18 protein-coding genes are annotated in these 20,242 nt (G+C 71.0%); 7 read left to right on the forward strand and 11 right to left on the reverse strand.

The genetic code is table 11. From position 1 onward, the window contains the following. Window positions 1–48: 48 nt before the first annotated feature. Both ACE3Q2_RS02515 and pdsR read right to left on the reverse strand, forming a co-directional pair. On the reverse strand, window positions 49–2,058 hold the full coding sequence (locus ACE3Q2_RS02515) for an ATP-binding protein (RefSeq protein ID WP_374472503.1): 2,010 nt from the start codon (window positions 2,056–2,058) through the stop codon (window positions 49–51). A gap of 6 nt (window positions 2,059–2,064) precedes the next feature. Beyond that, a complete protein-coding gene (gene pdsR / locus ACE3Q2_RS02520; protein ID WP_043804957.1) occupies window positions 2,065–2,754 on the reverse strand; it encodes a proteobacterial dedicated sortase system response regulator in 690 nt (229 codons plus the stop codon). A 142-nt stretch (window positions 2,755–2,896) separates the two neighbouring features. On the opposite strand from pdsR, the gene ACE3Q2_RS02525 reads away from it, so the two are divergent. From ACE3Q2_RS02525 to ACE3Q2_RS02535, 3 genes are all read left to right on the forward strand, one after another. Further along, the gene (locus tag ACE3Q2_RS02525; protein WP_374472506.1) at window positions 2,897–4,912 is read left to right on the forward strand and encodes a marine proteobacterial sortase target protein; all 2,016 of its coding nucleotides are present in this window, start codon (window positions 2,897–2,899) and stop codon (window positions 4,910–4,912) included. Window positions 4,913–5,016: 104 nt separating this feature from the next. Continuing rightward, the gene (locus ACE3Q2_RS02530; RefSeq protein WP_374472508.1) at window positions 5,017–5,199 is read left to right on the forward strand and encodes a hypothetical protein; all 183 of its coding nucleotides are present in this window, start codon (window positions 5,017–5,019) and stop codon (window positions 5,197–5,199) included. Continuing rightward, window positions 5,196–5,906 (forward strand): class GN sortase, encoded by a 711-nt coding sequence (locus ACE3Q2_RS02535; RefSeq protein ID WP_374472510.1) that lies wholly within the window; start codon window positions 5,196–5,198, stop codon window positions 5,904–5,906. The genes ACE3Q2_RS02530 and ACE3Q2_RS02535 overlap by 4 nt, the downstream gene beginning before the upstream one ends. Before the next feature lie 151 nt (window positions 5,907–6,057). Here ACE3Q2_RS02535 and rpe read toward each other — a convergent pair whose 3' ends face one another. From rpe to ACE3Q2_RS02550, 3 genes are read right to left on the reverse strand one after another with little or no spacing between them, the layout of a single operon-like run. Next, the gene (gene rpe, locus ACE3Q2_RS02540; RefSeq protein WP_374472512.1) at window positions 6,058–6,732 is read right to left on the reverse strand and encodes a ribulose-phosphate 3-epimerase; all 675 of its coding nucleotides are present in this window, start codon (window positions 6,730–6,732) and stop codon (window positions 6,058–6,060) included. A 7-nt stretch (window positions 6,733–6,739) separates the two neighbouring features. Continuing rightward, window positions 6,740–7,069: a DnaJ family molecular chaperone gene (locus ACE3Q2_RS02545; protein ID WP_374472514.1), complete on the reverse strand. Its 330-nt coding sequence runs from the start codon at window positions 7,067–7,069 to the stop codon at window positions 6,740–6,742. After that, the gene (locus ACE3Q2_RS02550; protein ID WP_374472516.1) at window positions 7,066–7,428 is read right to left on the reverse strand and encodes a cytochrome c; all 363 of its coding nucleotides are present in this window, start codon (window positions 7,426–7,428) and stop codon (window positions 7,066–7,068) included. The genes ACE3Q2_RS02545 and ACE3Q2_RS02550 overlap by 4 nt, the downstream gene beginning before the upstream one ends. A gap of 83 nt (window positions 7,429–7,511) precedes the next feature. On the opposite strand from ACE3Q2_RS02550, the gene ACE3Q2_RS02555 reads away from it, so the two are divergent. Then, window positions 7,512–8,408 (forward strand): phosphoribosylaminoimidazolesuccinocarboxamide synthase, encoded by an 897-nt coding sequence (locus tag ACE3Q2_RS02555; protein WP_374472518.1) that lies wholly within the window; start codon window positions 7,512–7,514, stop codon window positions 8,406–8,408. Window positions 8,409–8,469: 61 nt separating this feature from the next. Then, window positions 8,470–8,973, forward strand: coding sequence for a DUF962 domain-containing protein (locus ACE3Q2_RS02560; RefSeq protein ID WP_374472520.1), 504 nt, complete (start codon window positions 8,470–8,472; stop codon window positions 8,971–8,973). A gap of 64 nt (window positions 8,974–9,037) precedes the next feature. Here the strand turns inward: ACE3Q2_RS02560 and ACE3Q2_RS02565 are convergent, their stop codons facing one another. Beyond that, the gene (locus tag ACE3Q2_RS02565) at window positions 9,038–9,538 is read right to left on the reverse strand and encodes a hypothetical protein (protein ID WP_374472522.1); all 501 of its coding nucleotides are present in this window, start codon (window positions 9,536–9,538) and stop codon (window positions 9,038–9,040) included. A gap of 143 nt (window positions 9,539–9,681) precedes the next feature. Here ACE3Q2_RS02565 and ACE3Q2_RS02570 point away from each other — a divergent pair, with 143 nt between their 5' ends. Continuing rightward, complete coding sequence (locus ACE3Q2_RS02570) at window positions 9,682–10,569, forward strand: DMT family transporter (protein ID WP_374472524.1); 888 nt, start codon at window positions 9,682–9,684, stop codon at window positions 10,567–10,569. 151 nt (window positions 10,570–10,720) lie between these two features. Here ACE3Q2_RS02570 and ACE3Q2_RS02575 read toward each other — a convergent pair whose 3' ends face one another. From ACE3Q2_RS02575 to ACE3Q2_RS02595, 5 genes are all read right to left on the reverse strand, one after another. Then, window positions 10,721–13,216, reverse strand: coding sequence for an RND family transporter (locus tag ACE3Q2_RS02575; protein ID WP_374472526.1), 2,496 nt, complete (start codon window positions 13,214–13,216; stop codon window positions 10,721–10,723). Window positions 13,217–13,226: 10 nt separating this feature from the next. Continuing rightward, a complete protein-coding gene (locus tag ACE3Q2_RS02580; protein WP_374472528.1) occupies window positions 13,227–14,468 on the reverse strand; it encodes a WD40/YVTN/BNR-like repeat-containing protein in 1,242 nt (413 codons plus the stop codon). Window positions 14,469–14,558: 90 nt separating this feature from the next. Then, window positions 14,559–15,923, reverse strand: a complete 1,365-nt coding sequence (locus ACE3Q2_RS02585; RefSeq protein ID WP_374472530.1) for a DUF1329 domain-containing protein — start codon at window positions 15,921–15,923, stop codon at window positions 14,559–14,561. Window positions 15,924–15,942: 19 nt separating this feature from the next. Then, complete coding sequence (locus tag ACE3Q2_RS02590; protein ID WP_374472532.1) at window positions 15,943–17,970, reverse strand: DUF1302 domain-containing protein; 2,028 nt, start codon at window positions 17,968–17,970, stop codon at window positions 15,943–15,945. Between the two features lie 206 nt (window positions 17,971–18,176). Next, a complete protein-coding gene (locus ACE3Q2_RS02595) occupies window positions 18,177–19,064 on the reverse strand; it encodes an NAD-dependent epimerase/dehydratase family protein (protein WP_374472534.1) in 888 nt (295 codons plus the stop codon). Window positions 19,065–19,202: 138 nt separating this feature from the next. On the opposite strand from ACE3Q2_RS02595, the gene ACE3Q2_RS02600 reads away from it, so the two are divergent. Beyond that, the coding region (locus ACE3Q2_RS02600) for a proton-conducting transporter membrane subunit (RefSeq protein WP_374472536.1) at window positions 19,203–20,242 on the forward strand (1,040 nt) is incomplete at its 3' end.

Consider the following 20,242-nt stretch of genomic DNA (forward strand, 5'->3'; position numbering starts at 1 on the left):
GAATGGCCCGAGTATAGCCGGGCCCCGAGCGCCCGTTGGAACGGCGTTTCAGGGCATGCCGCGCAGATGCAGGGTGAAGGCCACGCCCTCGCCGCCGGGCAGGTTGCGGGCTTCCGCGTGGCCGCGGTGCAGGTCGGCGACCAGGCGCACCACGTACAGGCCGAAGCCCAGGTGGGCGGCGCCCTCGGCGCGCTGCGACTTGCCGCGCAGGCTCACCAGCGAATCGAACAGGCGGCCGCGCATGGCCTCGGGCAGCACCGGTCCCTGGTTGGCCAGCGTGATGGCGGCGCCCTCGCCTTCGGGCGCCAGCGACAGCCGCACCCAGCCCTCCGCGGGCGTGAAGCCGCGGGCGTTGTCCACCAGCTTGTCCAGCGCCTGCACCACCAGCTCGGGCGCGCCGCGCAGCGGCATCGGGCCCGCGGGCAGCTCCAGCTGCAGCTCGCGCGGCGCCAGCAGGCCGCGGTAGGCCTCGGCGCAGTCGGCCAGCAGCGCGCGCAGGTCGAAGTCCTCGGCCTCCGCGGCTTCGATGGCGTGCTCGATGCGCGTCACTTCGCTCATCGTGCGCACCAGCGTGCCCATGCGCTCCACGCCGTCGCGGGCGCGGGCCAGGTAGGGGCGGGTTTCGGCCGGCAGCGCCGCGGCGTCGAGGTTGTCGAGCGAGGTGCGCACGATGGCCAGCGGCGTGTTCAGTTCGTGCGAGAGCTTGCCCGAGAGCGAACGCAGGTAGTCGGTGTAGGCCGACACCTGGTCGAGCAGGCGGGCGAAGCTGCGCGAGAGATCGCCGATTTCGTCACGCGCCGAGGTGCGCGGGAAGGGCGTGACGCGGCCCTCGCGGTCGAGCGCGTGTTCGGCGGCGTCGCGCAGGCGGCGGATGCGCTGGCCGAGGCGGGTGGCGAAGAGCAGGATCACGCCACCCGAGGCGAGGAAGGCCACGGCGCTCACGCCCAGCAGGCCCGAGAAGGCCTGGTCGGTGAGCAGCAGCACCTCCGAATTCGAGCGCTCCAGCAGCACCGCCGCGCGCACCTCGCCGTCCACCCGCAGCGGCACCGCGGCCGAGAGCAGCAGGCGCGCGCCGGTGGGGTCGCGGCGCCAGGCCACGGCCGGTTCGCCGGCGATGGCACTGGCCAGTTCGGCGCGCACCAGGCGGCGGGCGCCGAGCGGTTCGTCGGCGGCGGCTTCCACGTCGCGGAACAGCAGCGCGCGGTACAGGCCGCGGCGCCAGGGCAGCAGGTCGTCCTCGCTGGCGTCGGCGCGCACGGCGCCGGCGCGGGCCAGCACCCAGGCCTCGCGGTCGGTCACCCGCACGCGCATGCCGGCGGGCGCGAGCGCGGCCAGCACGGGCTCGAGCGCGCCCACGTAGCCGTGCGTCGGCGGCGCCTGCAGCGTGCCGTTCGCCGCCACGGTGCCGGCCACGCGGCGCATGCCGCTGGCGTCGAGGTCGCGCGCCTCGAGGCCCAGCGCGCGCACCGCGAAGGCCTGTGGCAGCGCCAGCTCCACGTCGTAGCCGCCCTCGCGCTCGCGCCAGTAGCCTTCGACGCGGATCGGGGGCGGCAGCCCGTCTTCGCCGGCCACGCGCAGCGCGCCGGAGCCGCTGTTCGCCAGGCGCAGGCGCAGGTCGCCGGCGGGGCCGGCCAGGCGCAGTCGCAGCCGGTCGAACTCAAGGTCGGCGGGCCAGTGCGCTTCGCCGCGCTGCGGGCTGGCGTCGTCCACGGAGACGAACACGTGCAGGCGGTCATTCGTCTGCGCCAGCGTGGCGCGCAGCCAAGGCCGCGCGCCGCCGAAGGCCGCGGGCGCCTCGGTGGCGCCCTGCCAGTCGCCGGCTTCGCCGTCGAGGCGCGGGGCGTACTCGAGCCGGTGCACAAACCAGCCCGGGCCGCTGGCGGGCAGGCCCGCCGGACGCACTGCGATGCCGCGCGCCAGGGCTTCGGCCGAGGCCAGCAGCGCCTGCTCCTGGCCCTGGCGGAGCAGCGTTTCCATCTGCCGCACGAACTGCCAGCCCGCCCACGGCAACGCCAGGATCGACAGCGCGACGAGCAGCAGCTTGGTGCGCAGCGACATGCGCGCTCAGGCCCGCCAGCGGTAGCCGGCGCCGTGCACGGTGTCGATCTCGTCGAAGGCGGCGTCGAGCGCCTGGAACTTCCTGCGGATGCGCTTGATGTGCGAGGTGATGGTGGCGTCGTCCACCACCACCTGCGCCTCGCGCATCAGCTGCTCGCGCGTCTTCACGTGGCCGGGGTAGCGCACCATGGCGTGCACCATCCAGAACTCGGTGACGGTGAGGCCCACGTCGCGGCCGTCCCAGGTGACGCGCATGCGCTCGAGCTCCAGCGTGAGCCCGCGCAGGCGGAACACCTGCTCGCGCGCCTGCGGCGCCGCCAGCGAATCGAGCCGGCGGAACAGCGCGTGGATGCGCGCGGTGAGCTGCGGCAGGCTGGTGTCCTTGCTCAAGTAGTCGTCGGCGCCCAGGCGCAGGCCCGAGATCACGTCGAAGTCGGAATCGCGCGCGGTCAGGAACAGGATGGGCAGCGTGGCCGAGCGTGCGCGCAGTTCGCGGCACAAGTCGAAACCGCCCTCGGGCTCGTCGCCCAAGCCCACGTCGATGATGACCAGGTCGGGCAGCTTCAGCGCGAACGCCGCTTGCGCCTCGGCGCGGCTGGCATGCGGCTGCACGCCGTAGCCGTGGCGGCGCAGCGCCTCGGCGTAGTTGGCGCGGATGGCGGGTTCGTCTTCGACGATGGCGACGGTGCGTGACATGGCGGCCAGCCTAGGCCAGCCACGCGGGGGCGGCAACGTGTTGCCCGCGAATTGCCACATTTCGCCATCGCCCTGCCCCGGACCCGCCCCGGGTGGCGCCGGCGCATGCCCTGGAATGGCCCTGCCACCCAGGAGACCCGCCATGGACCACCGCGAAACCCGCAAGCCCCGCCTGTTCCGATTCCTGCGCCTGCCGCCGCCGGCGATGTTCCGCGTGGTGATGCTGCTGGCGGCGCTGTCGCCGGCCCTGGCCGCGGCCGCGGGCGAGCCCGAGGGCCTGATGCTCAAGCGCGACGGCGAATGGGTGGCCACCCTGGCCATGGACACCACGGTGGACATGCAGGTGCGCGGCCTGCTGGCCGAGGTGAGCGTGCGCCAGACCTACCGCAACGACTCCAGCCAGTGGCGCGAGGGCCGCTACCTGCTGCCGCTGCCGGAGAACGCGGCGGTCGGCGCGCTCACCCTGCGCGTGGGCGAGCGCCTGATCGAAGGCGAGATCCGCGAGAAGGAGGAAGCCCGCGCCGTGTACGAGGCCGCGGCCGCCGCCGGCCAGCGCGCCAGCCTGGTGTCGCAGAACCGCCCGAACCTGTTCCAGACCGCCGTGGCCAACATCGGCCCGGGCGAGGAAGTGGAGATCGAGGTGCGCTACTGGCAGCCGGTGGCCTTCCGCGACGGCGTGTTCTCGCTGCACCTGCCGCTGACGCTGACGCCGCGCTACCTGCCGGCGCCTTCGCCGGAGACGGCCTTCGCGGCCTGGAATACCGGCGGCGCCGAAGCCGTGCCGGAGGCGCTGCCCGCCGCCATGGCCGGCGAAGACGCGGGCGCCGCGCTGCCGCCCACGGTGGCGCTGACCGCCGAGATCGAACCGGGGCTGCCGCTGCAGCGGCTCGACAGTCCCACCCACGCGGTGACGGTGTCGGCCGAGGGCCCCACCTACCGGGTCGTGCTGGCCCACCTCGTCGAGGCCGGCGACCGCGAGTTCGAACTGCGCTGGGAGCCCGTGCCCAGCGAGGCGCCGCGCAGCGCGGTGTTCACCGACCGCGTCGGCGGCGAGGACTTCGCCCTGCTGATGCTGGTGCCGCCGACCCTGCCCGTGGCGCCGCTGCCGCGCGAGCTGGTGCTGGTGATCGACAACTCCGGCTCGATGTCGGGCGCCTCCATGCAGCAGGCCATCGAGGCCGCCGACCAGGCGCTGGCGCGGCTGCGCCCCGGTGACCGCTTCAACGTGGTGCGCTTCGATAACACCTTCGAACGGCTGTTCGAGGCGCCCGTGGCGGCGGAACCGGGCAACGTGGCCCGCGCCCGCGCCTTCGTGCGCTCGCTGCAGGCCGAGGGCGGCACCGAAATGCTGCCGGCGCTGCGCGCGGCTTTCGCCGGCGAACCCGCGCCGGGCTTCCTGCGCCAGGTGGTGCTGGCCACCGACGCGGCCGTGGGCAACGAAGACGAACTGCTGGCGCTGATCGAAAGCGAACGCGGCGACGCCCGCCTGTTCCCGGTGGGCATTGGCAGCGCGCCCAACGGCCACTTCCTGCGCAAGGCCGCCGAGGCCGGCCGCGGCACCCAGACGCTGGTGCGCGACGTGAACGAGGTGGCGGCGAAGATGGATGCGCTGCTGGCAAAGCTCGACCGCCCGGCCATGCGCGACATCAGCGTGGACTGGCCCGGCGCCGCCGACGCCTACCCGGCGCGCGTGCCCGACCTTTACCAGGGCGAGGCGCTGCAGGTGGTGGCGCGCGTCGACCGTCTTTCCGGCGTCGCCACCGTGCGCGGTCTCACGCCGCAGCCCTGGGTGCGCCGCGTGCCGCTGGGCAGCGAATCGGCCACGCCGGCGCCGGGCATCGGCCGGCTGTGGGCGCGGGCGCGCATCGACGGCCTGGAGGACGAGATCCGCCGCGGCGGCGACCTCGAACGCCTGCGCCCGGCGGTGGTGGACGTGGCGCTGCGGCACGGCCTGGTGAGCACCTACACCAGCCTGGTGGCCGTGGATCGCACGCCGGCGCGGCCGCGGGAAGAAAGCCTGGGCAGCACCCGCATGCTCAACGCCACGCCCGACGGCAGCCTGGCCTTCGCCCAGGGCAGCACCGGCTGGACCCGCGAACTGATGCTGGCCCTGGCGCTCGCGCTGGGCGGCGCGCTGCTGCTGCGCACGCGAGGCTGAGCCATGGCCACCCGCATCGTCGCCTCGCTGCTGTGCCTGGCCCTGCTCTGCCTGCTCCGCCCGCACGACCTGTAACCCGCACCCCATCCACCGGAGACACCGCCATGGTCCTGGTCATCGAAACCCGCGACACCTTCCCGCCGCCGGCGCCCGAGCCGGGCGCGCGCTCCATCGAACGGGCGCTGGCGCACATGCACTGGCACTTCGTGCCCGACGACGCCAGCGCGCTGCTGCGCCGCCGCCCCTTCCCCCTGGTTTCCCCCGCGACGGCGCAGGAGGCGCCGTGAAATCCGCCGTGTTCGCCACCGCATCAGGGATGCACCCTCGGGGCAAGGAAGCCCCACCACTCGAATCCCTGAGACGCTGTCGGGGCAAGGAAGCCCCACCACTTCATGCAAAGCGCCCCCGCCACCTGCGCGGCAGCGCCGCCAGCGCGCGGCGCTGGCTGGCGAACGGGCTGCTGCTGGCCGGGCTGGTGCTGGCGGCGAATGCGGCCTGGCTGCCGGCGAAAGCCGCGCTGGCGCAGGTGCTGCTGCACGATTCATGGCAACAGACGCTGGCCGACGGCGGCGCGCACCGCCCCTGGCCCTGGGCCGACACGCATGCGGTGGCGCGCCTGCACCAGCCGCGGCTGGGCATTTCGCAGGTGGTGCTGGCGGGCGACAGCGGCCGGCCGCTGGCCTTCGGCCCCGGCTGGGCGGAATCGAGCGCGCGGCCGGGCGAACCCGGCACCACCGTGCTCAGCGGCCACCGCGACACCCACTTCCGCTGGCTGCAGCACCTGCGCGACGGCGACCACGTGCGCCTGGAAACCACGAGCGGCCCGCGCAACTACGTGGTCACCGGCCACCGCGTGGCCGATTCCCGCCGCGAACGCCTGTCCACCGCGGCCGGCCATGACCAGCTCCTGCTCGTCACCTGCTGGCCCTTCGACGCCACCTCCCCGCGCGGCCCCCTGCGCTACGTGGTGACCCTGCGGCCGTCCGCTGGATGAAGATTGGTTTTTGCCACGGATCTACGCGGATGAACGCGGATAAAAAACACGGGTAGAGCAAGGGGAGATGGGATCAGCCCTGATCACAACTTCTGATGCACTTTCCGTGTCTCTTATCCGCGTTCATCCGCGTAGATCCGTGGCCAAAAAATCAGCCGCGGGCCGCCGCCACTTCCGCGCGCATGCGGGAGATCACGCCCGCGTAGTCGGGGGCGTTGAAGATGGCGCTGCCGGCCACGAAGGTGTCGGCGCCGGCGGCGGCGATTTCGCGGATGTTGTCGGCCTTCACGCCACCGTCGATTTCCAGGCGGATGGGCTTGCCGAGTTTGTCGATGCGCTCGCGCACGCGCTTGAGCTTGTCGAGCGCGGAGGGAATGAAGGCCTGGCCGCCGAAGCCCGGGTTCACCGACATCAGCAGCACCAGGTCGAGTTCGGGCAGCACGTAGTCCAGCACTTCCACCGGCGTGGCCGGGTTCAGCACCAGGCCGGCCTGGCAGCCCTGCGCCTTGATCAGCTGCACGGTGCGGTGCACGTGCTCGCTGGCCTCCGGGTGGAAGCTGATGAGGCTGGCGCCGGCCTTGGCGAAATCAGGCACGATGCGGTCCACCGGCTTCACCATCAGGTGCACGTCGATCGGCGCGGTGACGCCGTGCCTGCGCAGCGCCTCGCACACCAGCGGGCCGATGGTGAGGTTGGGCACGTAATGGTTGTCCATCACGTCGAAGTGCACCCAGTCGGCGCCGGCCGCGAGCACCGCGTCCACCTCTTCGCCCAGCTTGGCGAAATTCGCGGACAGGATGGACGGGGCGATGATGCAGTTCGACATGGGGGCCTCAGCGCTTGCTGCGCAGCTTCTGGATCTGGTCGTAGGCGGCGTTGATCTCGCCGGCCTTCTTCTCGGCCTGCAGGCGCAGTTCCTCGGCGGCGCCGTTGAGCCGGTCCGGGTGGTACTGGGTGATCAGGCGGCGGTAGGCGCGGTCGATCTCGGCCTCGCTGGCGTCGGCGGAAAGGCCGAGCACCGCGTACGGGTCGTGCGGCTTCGCGCGGAACCAGCCGGCGTCGAAGGCGTGGCCGATGAGCAGGCCGATCAGCGCGCCGGCCGGGTGGCCGCGCATCAGCGCCATGCCGGCGATGGCGCCCAGCACCTTGCCGTACCACCTCATGGCGCGCTCCCGCCGGCGAAGCCCGGCTGCGCGGCGTACCAGGCGGCCAGCGCCTCGATGTCGGCGGGCTGCAGGGAATTGGCCAGGCTGGTCATGGGCACGTGCTGGCGCTTGCCGCTGCGGTAGTCGGCCAGCGCGCGCTCGAGGTACAGCCGGTCCTGGCCGCCCAGGTGCGGCGTACCGGGCGTGCGGCTCACGCCGTTGTCGCCGTGGCAGGCCATGCACAGGCCCAGCTTGGCGGGGCGCGCCACCGGGCCGGCGGCGGCCGTGGCCGCGGCGGCGGGAGCGGGGGTGTTGCCGTCGGCGCAGGCCGCCAGCGGGGCCAGCACCAGGCCCAGGATCAGGGTGGGTCGGAACATGCCGCGATTCTACCAGCGGGACGCCCCCGCGGGCCCCGGCGGCCGTACAATGGCCGGCCCAGCTTCACGCCGTCGAGACGCCCGTGCCGACCACCCTGCATACCTCCGACCTGCCCGGCCTGAACCTGCTCCACCGCGGCAAGGTCCGCGACGTGTACGAACTCCCGGGCAAGCGCCTGCTGATGGTCGCCACCGACCGGCTTTCGGCCTTCGACGTGGTGCTGCCCGACCCGATCCCCGGCAAGGGCGAGATGCTCTGCCAGATCAGCAATTTCTGGTTCAACAAGACCGCCCACCTGGTGCCCAACCACCTCACCCACGAGGACGTGGCCGACGCGCTGCCCCCGGGCACCGACGTGGCGCTGTACGCGCGCCGCTCGGTGGTCGCCAAGCGCCTGCGCCCGGTGCCGGTGGAAGCCATCGCCCGCGGCTACCTGATCGGCAGCGGCTGGAAGGACTACCAGCGCACCGGCGCGGTCTGCGAAATCCGCCTGCCCGACGGCCTGCGCCAGGCCGAGCAGCTGCCGCAGCCCATCTTCACCCCGTCGAGCAAGGCCGCCGTGGGCGACCACGACGAGAACATCAGCTTCGACACCATGGTCTCGCGCATCGGCGCCGAGCTGGCCGAGCAGATCCGCGCGGCCACGCTGCAGATCTACCAGTACGCGGCGGAATACGCCCTGGGCCGCGGCATCATCATCGCCGACACCAAGCTCGAGTTCGGCCTGGACGACAACGGCGTGCTGCACGTGATGGACGAGATGCTCACGCCCGACAGCTCGCGCTTCTGGCCCGCCGACCAGTACCGGGTGGGCATCAGCCCGCCCAGCTACGACAAGCAGTTCGTCCGCGACTACCTGGAAACCCTGGACTGGGACAAGACCGCGCCCGGCCCGCACGTGCCCGCCGACGTGATCGAAGTCACGCGCGGCAAGTACGCCGAGGCGCTGGACCGGCTGGCCGACATCCGCCTGGATTGACGCCCGGGCGCGGGCCCGGCGCTATGATGACGGCACGACCCGCACATCCCGGAGCCCGCCCATGGCGACCTCGCCCGACCTGATGGATTCGCCCGACCCGCGCCGGCCGATCGACCGCTGGCTGTCGAGTTATTCCGGCGACCACGTCAACGCCACCAACCAGGCCATCCACGTGGTCTGCGTGCCAGCCATCGTCTGGTCGGTGACCGCCGGCTTCTGGCTCATTCCCGTGCCCGAGGCACTGGCGCGCCCCGGCGCCTGGATGGCGCTGGCCATGTTCGCGGCCTGGCTGTGGTACTGGAAGCTCTCGCGCAAGCTGGCGCTGGGCGCACTGGTGGCCTTCATCGCCTTCGGCTTCATCAACCGCGCGCTGTGGGACGCGCTGGGCCCCGCGGGCCTGGGCTGGACGGCGCTGGGCGTGTTCGTGGTGGCGTGGATCGGCCAGTTCATTGGCCACAAGATCGAAGGCCGCCGCCCCAGCTTCTTCACCGACCTCAAGTACCTGCTGGTCGGCCCGCTGTGGACGCTCGACAAGCTCTACCGGAAGCTCGGCTGGGGCCACTGAAACAAGAAGGCGCGGGGGCTGGCAGCCCCCGCGCCTTGCACGTGCGGGCTTGCGGCGAAGGGCCTCAGCCCATCGACGCCGCCATGCCCGCGGCGCCCAGGCCGATCACCACGCTGAGCACGACGCCGAGCACGATGCCCAGCACCACGGCGATCACCAGGTAGAGCAGCGACACCAGCAGCGAACGGCCATAGCCGATGGCGCGGCCGTCCGGATGCTTGATGAGCCAGTTCACGCAGGCCGCCGTGATGAACAGGCTGGCCAGCAGGCTGATGGCCATCGCGCCGGCCAGGGCGCCCATCATGGCCGCGGCGGCGGCCGCGGCGGCCTCGCTGCCGTCCATCGCGGGCATGGCCGCGCCGCCGATGCCCATGGCGGTCGTCACCACCATGTTCACCACGAAGCCGATGATGCCGGCCACCACCACCACCAGAAGCGAGCGGCCGTAGCCGGGCGAGAAGCCCTCGACCATGCGCACCGACAGCTTCAGGATGAGCGCGGCCAGCAGCATGCCGACCACGAACATCACCAGGAGGCCCACCAGGGCTCCGCCAATTGCAGCCATTTCCATCTCGAATCTCCCCTTTCGTCTTTGTGAATGCGCCTAGCGCACGGGGACTGTGACCGAGCACGCGGACCGGGGCAAGCCCGCCACGCGCGGAGCGCCCCGGGGGCGATAATGGTCCACCGCCACCACCGGCCCGCCCCATGCCCCCGCGCGACATCCTGCTTGCCCTGCTGATCTGCCTGGCCTGGGCCGGCAACTTCCTGGGCTCGGCGCTGGCGCTGCGCGAACTGCCGCCGCTGCTGTTCACCGCGCTGCGGCTGGCGCTGCTGGTGCTCATGCTGGGCGTGTTCCTGCGCCGCCCCGCGCCGGGGCAGTGGCCGCGCCTGCTGGCCATCGCCGGCTGCACGGGCGTGCTGCACTTCGGCCTGAGCTTCTGGGCGCTGAAGCTGGCGGGCGACCTGTCCTCGCCGGCCATCGTGATGCAGAGCTACATCCCCATGTCGGTGCTGCTGGCCTGGGCGCTGCTGGGCGAACGCTTCGCCTGGCGCACCGGCACGGCCATCGCCATCAGCTTCGGCGGCGTGCTGGTGCTGGGCTTCGACCCGCTGGTGCTCGACAACCCCGCCTCGCTGTTCCTGATGCTGGCTTCGGCCTTCTTCCTGGCGCTGGCCACGGTGATGATGCGCGGGCTCACCGGCGTCACCCGCTACGGCATGCAGGCCTGGATCGCGCTGGTGGGCGTGGGGCCACTGCTGGCGCTGAGCCTGTGGCTGGAACCGGGCGCCTGGGCCACGCTGGGCGGCATCAGCGGCACCGCCTGGGCCGGCGTGGCCTACGCCGCCATCGTGGCCTCGGTGATCGGCCACGGCCTGTACTACTCGCTCATCCAGCGCCACGCCGTGGCCCGGGTGATGCCCTGGCTGCTGCTGACGCCGGTGTTCGCCATGGCCCTGGGCATCGCCTTCTGGGGCGACCGCCCCGGCCCCAAGCTGTGGATCGGCGGCGCCATGACCCTGGTGGGCATCCTGCTCATCGCCCTGCGCAGCCAGGCCAAGGCGCGCCCGGCGCCCATCGCCGAGGAACTGTGAGTCTCACGGTTTGAACGCGGATCAGATCGGATTGAAGCGGACAAGAACAAATAGAAAGATCAGAATTGATCCGTCTTGATCCGATCTGATCCGTGTTGAAAAGAAAAAGGCGGGCCGGAGCCCGCCTTTTCGTTTCTGCGTCGGGGGCCCGTCAGAGCTTGGGCACCCAGTCGTCCTTCTCGCGCGGGCGCAGCAGCCAGCGGCACAGGGCCGGCAGGAAGATGATGGCCGCGATCATGTTCACCACGAACATGAAGGTGAGCATGATGCCCATGTCGGCCTGGAACTTCAGGTCGGAGAAGATCCACATGGCCACGCCCACCGCCAGCGTCAGCGCGGTGTAGAAGATGGCGATGCCGGTGGTCTTGAGCGCGATGAAGTAGCTCTCGGAGATGGTGCGGCCCTGCAGCATCGCCTCGCGCATGCGGGCGAAGATGTAGATGCCGTAGTCCACGCCGATGCCCACGCCCAGCGCCACCACGCACAGCGTGTTGACCTTCATGCCGATGTCGAGCTCGACCATCAGCGAGTGGCCCAGCTCGGTCACCAGCACCAGCGGCAGCAGCACGCACAGGGCCGCCAGCGGGTTGCGGAAGCTCAGCCAGCACATCAGGAACACCGCCGCGTACAGCAGGTACAGGATGGTGTGCTCGGACGCGCGCACCGTGTCGTTGGTGGCCGCCATCACGCCCACGTTGCCGGTGGCCAGGCGCAGGTTCACCTGGTCGGAGGCGAAGGACGGGTCCTGCGCCGCCTGCTCGGCCAGCCGCACCTGCAGGTTGCCCTCGGTGTAGGCGTTGTTCTCCTCGCGGAAGTCCTTCACCGCCGCCACCACGCGGTCGATGGTGGTGGCCTGGTGGTCCGAGGTGAAGATGGTGATCGGCATCGCGCTGCAGTCGGCGTTGAGCAGGCCCGAGTCGGTCTCGAAGCTCTGGGTCGCCTGGCGCAGCGTGTCCGGGTCGCGCGGCAGCACGCGCCAGGCCACCGAGCCGTCGTTCCAGCCGGCGTTGACGATCTTGGCCGCGGCCGGCAGCGTGATCACCTGCTCCACGCCTTCGACGTTCTCCATGTGCCAGGCGAAGCGGTCGATCAGCTCCATCGCGGCGTAGGAGGTGGTGCAGGCCGACGGCGCGGCTTCGGCGATGACGTTGAGGATGTCGACGCTGAGCGCGAACTTCTCGCTGATCAGCACGGCGTCCTGGTTGTAGCGCGCTTCCGGGCGCAGCTCGGCCACGCCCTTCTGGGCGTCGCCGATCATCACCTTGTTGCCGTGCTGCCAGGCGAAGAACCACACCGTGGCGCCGATGGCGATGACCGCCAGCGCCGCGGTGGGCTTGCTCAGGCGCGACAGCGCCGCCCAGATGCGGTCGAAGCGGGTGAGCTGGCGCAGGCGGAACTCGCGCTTGCGGTCGAGGTTGCGCAGGCGGGTGTAGCTCAGCAGCACCGGCAGCAGCACCAGGTCGGTGAGGATGGTCAGGGCCACGCCCACGGTGGCCGTGATGGCCAGCTCGCGCACCATGTCGATGGGGATGACCATGATGGCGCCGAAGCCGATGCAGCCGGCCAGCAGCGCCACCGTGCCCGGCACCAGCAGCATGCGGAAGGACAGGCGGGCGGCCTCGAGCGGCTCGACCGCGTCCTTGGCGCGCGCGCGCAACTCCTCGACCGTGCCTTCCTCCAGGCCACCGAAGAAGATCTCGCCGCGGAAGCGGTTGATCATCTGCTCGCCGTGGCTGACCGCGATGGCGAAGATCAGGAACGGCGTCAGCATGTTCATCGGGTCGATGCCGAAGCCCATCAGCTGCAGCGCGCCCAGCATCCACACCACCGACACCAGGGCCGCGGCCACGGTGAGCGAGGCCAGCTTGACCGAGGTGGAATACAGGAACAGCAGCAGCCAGGTGAAGGCGATGGTCAGCGCGAAGAACTTGATGACCGAGCGGGCGCCGTCGCTGATGTCGCCCACCATCTTGGCGAAACCGATGATGTGGACACTGTGGTTCTCGTCCTCGTACTTCTGGCGGATGGCCTCGAACTGGTTGGCCACCTGCTGGTAGTCGAGCTTGTTGGTGTCGCTTTCCGGGATCAGGTCGGCCCAGATCATCGCGCCCGAGAAGTCCTTGGCCACCAGCCGGCCGACGATGTTGGCCTTGATGATGTTGCCGCGGATCTGCGCGAAGTCCTCCGGCGTGGAGGTGAAGCCCTCGACGTTCGGGGTGAAGGTCTGCGGGATGACGTTGCCGCCGGACAGGCCGTCCTCGACCACCTCGATGAAACGCACGTTCGGCGTGAACAGGGAGCGGGCGCGGGCGTCGTCGGTGGCGTCGAGGTTGATGACGTCGTTGGTGACGTTTTCCAGCGTGGCCATGAAGGCCTGGTCGAGCATGTCGCCGTCGCGGGCGACCACGGCCACGAGCACGCGGTTGGCGCCGCCGAACTCGAGCTCGTAGTCCTGGAAGGTCTGCATGTACTCGTGCTGCAGCGGCACCTGCTTCTTGAAGCCGGCGTCCACCTTCAGCTGGCTGGCGAAGAAAAGCATCGCCACGGTGATGATCGCGAAGACCACCAGGATCAGCGGCCGGTTCGCGAAAACCAGGTTCTCGGCGAGGCGGGCGAACGGGCCGGGCTGGCTGTTGGGCAGGCTCATGGGATCTCCGTTACTGCGGGCGGTACAGGCCGGCGCCCTTGTCGCCAACCACGATGAAGCCGGCGTCGCCGGCCGGCAGGACGCCGGTGAGGTTCGGCGTTTCGCCGCTGGCCATCTGGAAACTGGTGGCCGCGAACGGCGTGCCGGTGCCCGGGCGGGTCAGCACGACGCCGTTGGCACCCACCAGGATGGCGCCGCCGTTGGGCAGCGCGTGGCCGCCGAGCAGGCTGGTGCCGACGCCGGTTTCCACCGGGGTCCAGGTGTCGCCCAGGTCCATGGACTCGAGCACGTTGCCACGCAGGCCGAAGGCCAGCAGGTGGCCGGCGTCCCAGGCCAGGATGCCGAACATCGAGCCTTCGTACGGCAGGCGCTTGCGTTCCCAGGTCTGGCCGCCGTCGCGCGAGCGGAAGAAGGCGCCGCGTTCGCCGGCGATCACCAGGGCGCCGGCGGCGTCCTGGGCGATGGCGTTGAGGTGCGGGTCGGCCTCGGCGTCGAGCTCGAGGTCGGAAGCGTCGAAGGTCCAGTCGTCACCCTCGCCGGCGGCGGCGTCGGCCGGCGCGGCGTCGGTTTCAGGCGCGTTGTCGCCGCCATCGATGATGCTGCGCGGCTCCCAGGTGACGCCGCCGTCGGTGGTGGCCAGCATCAGGCTGTAGGCGCCGACGGCGAAGCCGTTCATGCCGTCGAGGAACAGCACGTCCATCACCGGCACGCCCTCGGTGGGGTCCATGGTTTCCGGGGTCCAGGGCGCGACGCGACGGCGGGTCCAGGTCTGGCCGCCGTCGGTGGAGTGCACGATCACGCCGTCGTGGCCGGCGGCCCAGAGCACGCCGTTGGCGGTGGCGATGGAGGTGAGCGTGGAGCGGGTGGGCACCGGCGCCTGCGTCCAGGCCTGGCCGTCTTCGGAAGAGAGCACGTGGCCGCGCTCGCCGACGGCGAAGTAGCCGGCCTGGGTGCGCACCACGTCGAGCAGCAGCGAGCGGCTGGCGCGCGGCATCATCTCCGCGTCGAGCACGGCCGGGTCGTTGGCGGCCGGCGCGGCGGTCGTTTCCGCCGGCGGCGCCTCGTCCACGGCCGCGGCATCGGCCGCGGGTTCGGCCAGGGACGCGTCGTCCATGGCCTGGGATTCGGGGGTGTCGCCTTCGGCCGCGGCCGGGTCCGCGGACCCGTCCTGCGCCTGCAGGGCGAAGGGCATCGCCAGCGCCAGCAGCAGGGCTGCGGCGAGGCGCGTGCGGTGTTTGGGGGTGTTGGGCATTGCTTCCTCCTGCCTGGCCCCGGCACGCGCAGGGCCCCTTAACGCAGCCGCGCCCTTTCGGGCGCGGCTGGTGTTTCCAAAACTAGCGGATCAGCGCACGCCCGCGGTACGCAGGTTCTGCGGCGAGTAGTTCGCCGGGGTGCTCTGGTAGCCGAAGTCGCGCGGCTTGTCCTCGTTGTCGAGCAGCATGGTGATGTAGCGGCCCGACTTGAGGTCGTGGTGGGTCTCGAGGGTGGACCAGAAGGTCGGCACCTCGTAGTAGTTCACCGACGGCGCGTCGGAGTAACGCCACAGGTTGCCCTGGCCATCGTAGTGGTCCATGAGCAGGATCTGCCAGCTGTCCTCGTCCACGTAGAAGGTGCGGCGGCTGTTGATGTGGCGCTGGCCCTGCTTGAGCTTGGCCTCCACCACCCACACGCGGTGCAGCTCGTAGCGCATGTAGTCGGGGTTGAGGTGGCCCGGGCGGATCAGGTCGCGCACCTTGGTCTTGTCGCTGTGCGCCTTGTACGAGTTGTACGGCACCAGCATTTCGCGCTTGCCCACCAGGGTCCAGTCGAAGCGGTCCATCGCGCCGTTGAACATGTCGGTCATGTCATTGGTGCGCAGGCCGTCCGAGGCGGTGCCCGGGTTGTCGTAGGCGACGTTCGGGGCGCGGCGCACGCGGCGCTGGCCCGGGTTGTACACCCAAGCCTGGCGCGGCGAGGCCTGGGCGTTCAGGGTCTCGTGCACCAGCAGCACCTGGCCGGCAAGTCGCGCCGGGCCGAGCACTTCCTGCTTGAAGTACAGCAGGATGTTGTTGATGTTCTCGGAGGTGTTGCCCGGCTTGTAGTACAGGCCCAGCAGCTCCTCGCGGACCTTGGTCAGCGTGAAGGCGCCATTGGCCGTCGGGGCCGCCTGGTTCGAGTAGCTGATGACCGACAGGCCCTTGTACTTGAGCTTGTGGTTCCAGATGACCTCGTAGGCGTTCTGCGGGATCGGGAACGGAATGCCCTCGGCGCAGTTGCGCACGCCTTCACCGTTGGCAACCAGTTCGCACGAGGTCGCGTTGCGCTTGGTGAAGTCGTAGGTGCGCTGCGGGAACGAGGCGCTGCGGCGGGTCGGGTACACGTCCATGCGGAAGGTCGGGTACTTGGCGAACATCGCCTTCTGGCCCGGGGTCAGCACGTTGGCGTACTGCGCCTGGTTGGCGCGGGTGACCGAGTACAGCGGCTTGTCGGCCGCGAACGGGTCGATGTGGAAGGTGCCCACCCGGAAGCCCGCGGGCGGACGGGTGATGCCGCCCTCCCAGGCCGGGATGGTGCCGGCGGCATTGCCGGCCTTCTCGGCGCCGACCGGGGTCAGGCTCTGGCCAAGCTTGGCGGCGTCCTGCGCGCTGACCTTGGCCTGGACCATGCCGGTGGCGAGTACCGCGGCGCCGGCGATCAGCGCCAGCCCGTGTTTCCTGTTGATTTTCATCCTCTGCCTCCCTGTGGCCTCAGAACGAATACTTGACGGTGAACGCCGCGAAGTCGCGGTCGTGGATCTGGTTGTACTGCTCGGCGCCGCTGAACTGCGTGTAGCTCAGGTCGAACACCCACTGGTTCAGGTAGTTCGCTTCCAGGCCGAGCGTCAGCGACTTGCGGCCTTCCAGGAAGTTGCCGCCCGGGCCCGGGGTGATGCCGCTCACGTCATGGTTGAACGCGACGCGCGGAGACAGCGTGACGGGCGTGCCGAAGGCGCTGGCGTAGTCGGCGCGCGCGGCGAGGCGGTAGCCCCACGAGAACGCGGTCGGGAAACCACCGGTGCCGGTGAGCGGGTTGCGCAGGCAGCCGAACTGCAGCGCGCCGGCGCCCGGGAAGCCCGCGGCCAGCACGTCGCCGACGTCGCAGCCGCCGCCGGTGTCGGTGCCTTCACCCTCGTAGCGCAGCTCGGACTGCGGCGGCAGGTCCCACACCTCGGTGCCGCCAAGCTCGGCGACCACCGCGATCTGGTCGGCGCCGAAGGCCTGCGCGAAGGCCTTGGTGAAGGTCATCTGCACCTGGCTCACTTCATGCTCGCGCCAGCCGCGGACTTCCTGGCCCAGCGCGTACTGGCCCAGCTGGCTGTTGAACTGCAGCGCCGGCACCGGGATGAACGGGTTGAGCGGGGTGAGCGCGGCGAACAGCAGCTCGACGTCGTCGACCTGCAGCGGCATGTTCGGGCGGTGGCTCACTTCACCCTGCCAGGCGACGCCGCCGGGCAGCGTGGTGTTCCAGCTCACGCCGAACATCTGGATGTCTTCCGGGTATTCGGCGAAGAAGCGGCCGGAGGCGGCGCCGACGACCGGGTTGCTGACCGCGCGGCCCGACAGAAGCGGCACGCGGCTGTGGTAGTTCAGGAAGTAGAAGCCGAACTCGGTTTCGTTGAGGTTCTCGGCGTACCAGCGCAGCGCCATGCCGTACTGGCCGTCGTCGCGGGCGTTGCGGTTGGGCAGGCGGCCCACCGCGTTGCCGCAGCCGATGGCGACGATCTGGGCGGCGGTGGCCGGGCCGTAGATGGCCGACAGGTCGCCGAAGCGGTCGGAGTTGGCGTAGCCGGCCGGGCCGTTGTAGCAGGTGGCGAAGAAGTTCTCCGGGTTGTACACCGGCTGCGGCGTGGTGCCGAAGCCCAGCATCAAGTAGGTGCCGCCCGGGGTGGCGAAGTCGTTGGCGCTGAAGTAGGTGCCGGCGGCGTCGACTTCGATTTCCTCGAACTCGAGCATGTACATCGCCTCGAGGGCGACGTTCTCGGAGAGGTTGATCGAGCCCCAGATCATGTCGACCGGCAGGAACGCTTCCTTCAGCTCGGCGCCGGCGACGCGCAGCGCCGAGAGGTCGACCGGGTTGATGACGTTGATGCCGTTCTGGATGAAGGTGCCCTCGCCCCAGCTCACCACCTGGCGGCCGACGCGGACGGTGCCGCCGAGCTGGCCGTCGTCGCCGAGCTCGAAGTTCTTGAAGACGAACGCGTCGAGCATGCGGAAGCGCTCGCCGATGCGGTCCTTGGCTTCTTCGGTCAGGTCGTCGCGGTCGACGTTCTCGAAGTCATAGAAGTAGGTGGCGCGCATGAACGCACCCCAGTCGCGCCAGTTCAGGCTCAGCTCGGAGGTGAGCTTGAAGGCGCTGGAGATGGCGTCGCCCTTGTCGTACTTGAGGTTGCCGTCGTCGCGGTTGGCCGAGAAGCGGCCTTCGGCGGCGACCTGCGCCGGCGAACCCGGCACGCCGCCGGTGCTGGTGCAGCGGCCCGGGCCGACGGGAATGGCGCCGAGCGGCACGTTCTGGGTGCACAGCAGCGGGTTGAACCACGACTTGCTGATCAGGTTCGGGTCCTGGTCCTCGACACGCCAGGCGTAGCCGTACGACACGGTGGTGTCGAAGCTGCCGCTGAGTTCGCCGCGGCTGAACTCGATGGCCTGCGCGGCCGGGGCGGCCAGCAGGCCAAGCGCGACGGCGGCGGCCAGGCGGGCACGGACGACCCGCCCGTGCTGCGAATTCGATTTCTTCATGGGTGCTTCCTCGGGTTCAGATCGACTGTGCGGAATTCGGGGCACCGCCAAGGGCGGCGGGCGAAAACGACGGCAATGCGGCCGACGTGGTTGGAACTGTTCTCATGGCTCTCTGGCTCCCCCCAGACTCTAGAGCATTTCCTCTAGGCATATTAATTGTTCGTTAGGAAATGGCAATGCTGTTGCGTATGGTGCCGTCCGTCACGCTATTCCTGCTGCGCTGCAACAGCGCCCGGGAAGTCCGCCGCGGTCGGCCGGAATGGCCTGGAACGCAGGCCCAGCGCGGCTTGCACGGGGGCCGCGTCGTAGGCCTGGTCCTGGCCCAGGCGGGCCAGCATCCCCTGTTCCGGCCCGTCGGAGCGGCCCGCCAGCGCCATCCCGAGGCGCAGCAGCGGCCCCGGCAAGGGCAGCAGCCGCGTCCCCGGGGCGGCGGCCGCCAGGCAGCGCCGCGCCATCTCGTCGAAGGGCAGCGCCTCGCCGCCGGGCAGGTCGAAGTGGCCGGGCACCGGCCGGGGTGAGCGCAGCGCCTGCAGCACGGCGGCGGCCACGTCGTCGGCGTGCACGGGCTGGCGCAGGCCGTGCGCACCGCGGGGCAGCGGCAGCACGCGCCAGCGGCGCGCGAACGCCACCAGGCGCGAGAGGTTCCGGTCGCGCCCGCGCCCGTAGATCAACGTGGGGCGCAGCACCGTGAGCGCGCTGCCGCGGGCGGCGCAGGCGGCGGCCAGCGCCTGCTCGGCCGCCGCCAGCGCGGCGGCCACCGCGCGTTCGCCGGCGTCGGGCGAACCGGCCTTGGCATGCACGCTGGTCGAACCCAGCGCCACCACGCGGGCGGGCGCCAGGGCCGAACGCGCGAACCAGGCGGCGAAGGCATCGAGCGGCCCGAGGCTGACCACCGCCGATGGCGCCTGCGGCGGGTCGGGCAGGCCCGGCAGGACACCGGCCAGCCAGCGCAGCCGGCCGGCGTCGGCCAGGGGCCGGCGCGACACCGCCAGCAGCGGTGGGTCGTCTTCGCGCCAGGCCGCGCGCAGCGCCTCGCCCACCAGCCCGGTGAGGCCGAACACCAGCCAGCCGGGGGGAAGGTCGTCGTCGCGCATGGCCGGAGCATAGCGCCGGCGTTTCACGGCGGGAAAATATTCGGCCGGGTTAGACTCGGGGCATCATCGTCGTGCAGACGACAACCCCACCGCCGCCCCGGCCCCCGGCCGCAGGATCGCGGCCCAGCAAGGAATGCGATGCTCGAGGCGCTTTTGGCCATCCCGTTCGTCCTGGCGCTGCTGGTCGGCCTGCTGCCGCGCCAGCGCCGGCGCGTGGCCGCGTGGCTGGCCGCGCTGGCGCCGCTGCTGGGCCTGGTGCTGCTGGCGCTGATGGCCCCAGAGGTGCTGTCGGGCGAAGGCGTGCGCCGCCTCGTGCCCTGGGTGCCCGGCCTGGGCCTGGACGTTTCGCTGCGGCTCGACGGCCTGGCCTGGATGTTCGCCGGCCTGGTGCTGGGCATCGGCGCACTGATCGTGCTCTACGCGCGCTACTACCTGAGCGAAGCGGACAGCATGCCGCGCTTCCTGTCCTTCCTGCTGCTGTTCATGGGCGCGATGCTGGGCATGGTGGTGGCGGGCAACCTGCTGCTGCTGGCGGTGTTCTGGGAACTCACGTCCATCAGCTCCTTCCTGCTGATCGGCTTCTGGAGCCACCGCCGCGACGCCCGCGACGGCGCCCGCATGGCCCTGGTGGTCACCAGCGCCGGCGGCCTGGCGCTGCTGGCGGGCGTGCTGGTGGTCGGCCACGTGGTTGGCAGCTTTGAACTCGACGTGGTGCTGGCCTCGGGCGAAACGCTGCGGGCGCACGCGCTCTACCCCTGGGCGCTGGTGCTGGTGCTGGCGGCGGTGTTCACCAAGAGCGCGCAGTTCCCCTTCCACTTCTGGCTGCCGCAGGCCATGGCGGCGCCCACGCCGGTGTCGGCCTACCTGCACTCGGCCACCATGGTGAAGGCCGGCGTTTTCCTGCTGGCGCGCCTGCACCCGGCGCTGGCGGGCAGCGAGCTGTTCTTCTACCTGGTCAGCGGCGTGGGCGCGGTGACGCTGCTGGTGGGCAGCTGGTACGCCATCTTCCAGCACGACCTCAAGGGACTGCTGGCGTATTCGACGATCTCGCACCTGGGCCTGGTCACGCTGCTGTTCGGCCTGGGCACGCCGATGGCGGTGGTGGCGGGGCTGTTCCACATCCTCAACCACGCCACCTTCAAGGCCTCGCTGTTCATGGCCGCCGGCATCATCGACCA

Origin of the sequence: Arenimonas sp., assembly GCF_041913985.1 — a bacterium.
In the GTDB taxonomy this organism is placed as follows: domain Bacteria; phylum Pseudomonadota; class Gammaproteobacteria; order Xanthomonadales; family Xanthomonadaceae; genus Arenimonas.

Coding starts and splice junctions, on each gene's coding strand:
- ACE3Q2_RS02530 (WP_374472508.1), top strand. CDS start 5,017: ATGGTCCTGGTCATCGAAACCCGCGACACCTTCCCGCCGCCGGCGCCC.
- ACE3Q2_RS02525 (WP_374472506.1), top strand. CDS start 2,897: ATGGACCACCGCGAAACCCGCAAGCCCCGCCTGTTCCGATTCCTGCGC.
- ACE3Q2_RS02590 (WP_374472532.1), bottom strand. CDS start 17,970: ATGAAGAAATCGAATTCGCAGCACGGGCGGGTCGTCCGTGCCCGCCTG.
- ACE3Q2_RS02595 (WP_374472534.1), bottom strand. CDS start 19,064: ATGCGCGACGACGACCTTCCCCCCGGCTGGCTGGTGTTCGGCCTCACC.
- ACE3Q2_RS02565 (WP_374472522.1), bottom strand. CDS start 9,538: ATGGCTGCAATTGGCGGAGCCCTGGTGGGCCTCCTGGTGATGTTCGTG.
- ACE3Q2_RS02545 (WP_374472514.1), bottom strand. CDS start 7,069: ATGAGGTGGTACGGCAAGGTGCTGGGCGCCATCGCCGGCATGGCGCTG.
- ACE3Q2_RS02580 (WP_374472528.1), bottom strand. CDS start 14,468: ATGCCCAACACCCCCAAACACCGCACGCGCCTCGCCGCAGCCCTGCTG.
- ACE3Q2_RS02585 (WP_374472530.1), bottom strand. CDS start 15,923: ATGAAAATCAACAGGAAACACGGGCTGGCGCTGATCGCCGGCGCCGCG.
- ACE3Q2_RS02560 (WP_374472520.1), top strand. CDS start 8,470: ATGGCGACCTCGCCCGACCTGATGGATTCGCCCGACCCGCGCCGGCCG.
- ACE3Q2_RS02575 (WP_374472526.1), bottom strand. CDS start 13,216: ATGAGCCTGCCCAACAGCCAGCCCGGCCCGTTCGCCCGCCTCGCCGAG.
- rpe (WP_374472512.1), bottom strand. CDS start 6,732: ATGTCGAACTGCATCATCGCCCCGTCCATCCTGTCCGCGAATTTCGCC.
- ACE3Q2_RS02570 (WP_374472524.1), top strand. CDS start 9,682: ATGCCCCCGCGCGACATCCTGCTTGCCCTGCTGATCTGCCTGGCCTGG.
- ACE3Q2_RS02550 (WP_374472516.1), bottom strand. CDS start 7,428: ATGTTCCGACCCACCCTGATCCTGGGCCTGGTGCTGGCCCCGCTGGCG.
- ACE3Q2_RS02515 (WP_374472503.1), bottom strand. CDS start 2,058: ATGTCGCTGCGCACCAAGCTGCTGCTCGTCGCGCTGTCGATCCTGGCG.
- pdsR (WP_043804957.1), bottom strand. CDS start 2,754: ATGTCACGCACCGTCGCCATCGTCGAAGACGAACCCGCCATCCGCGCC.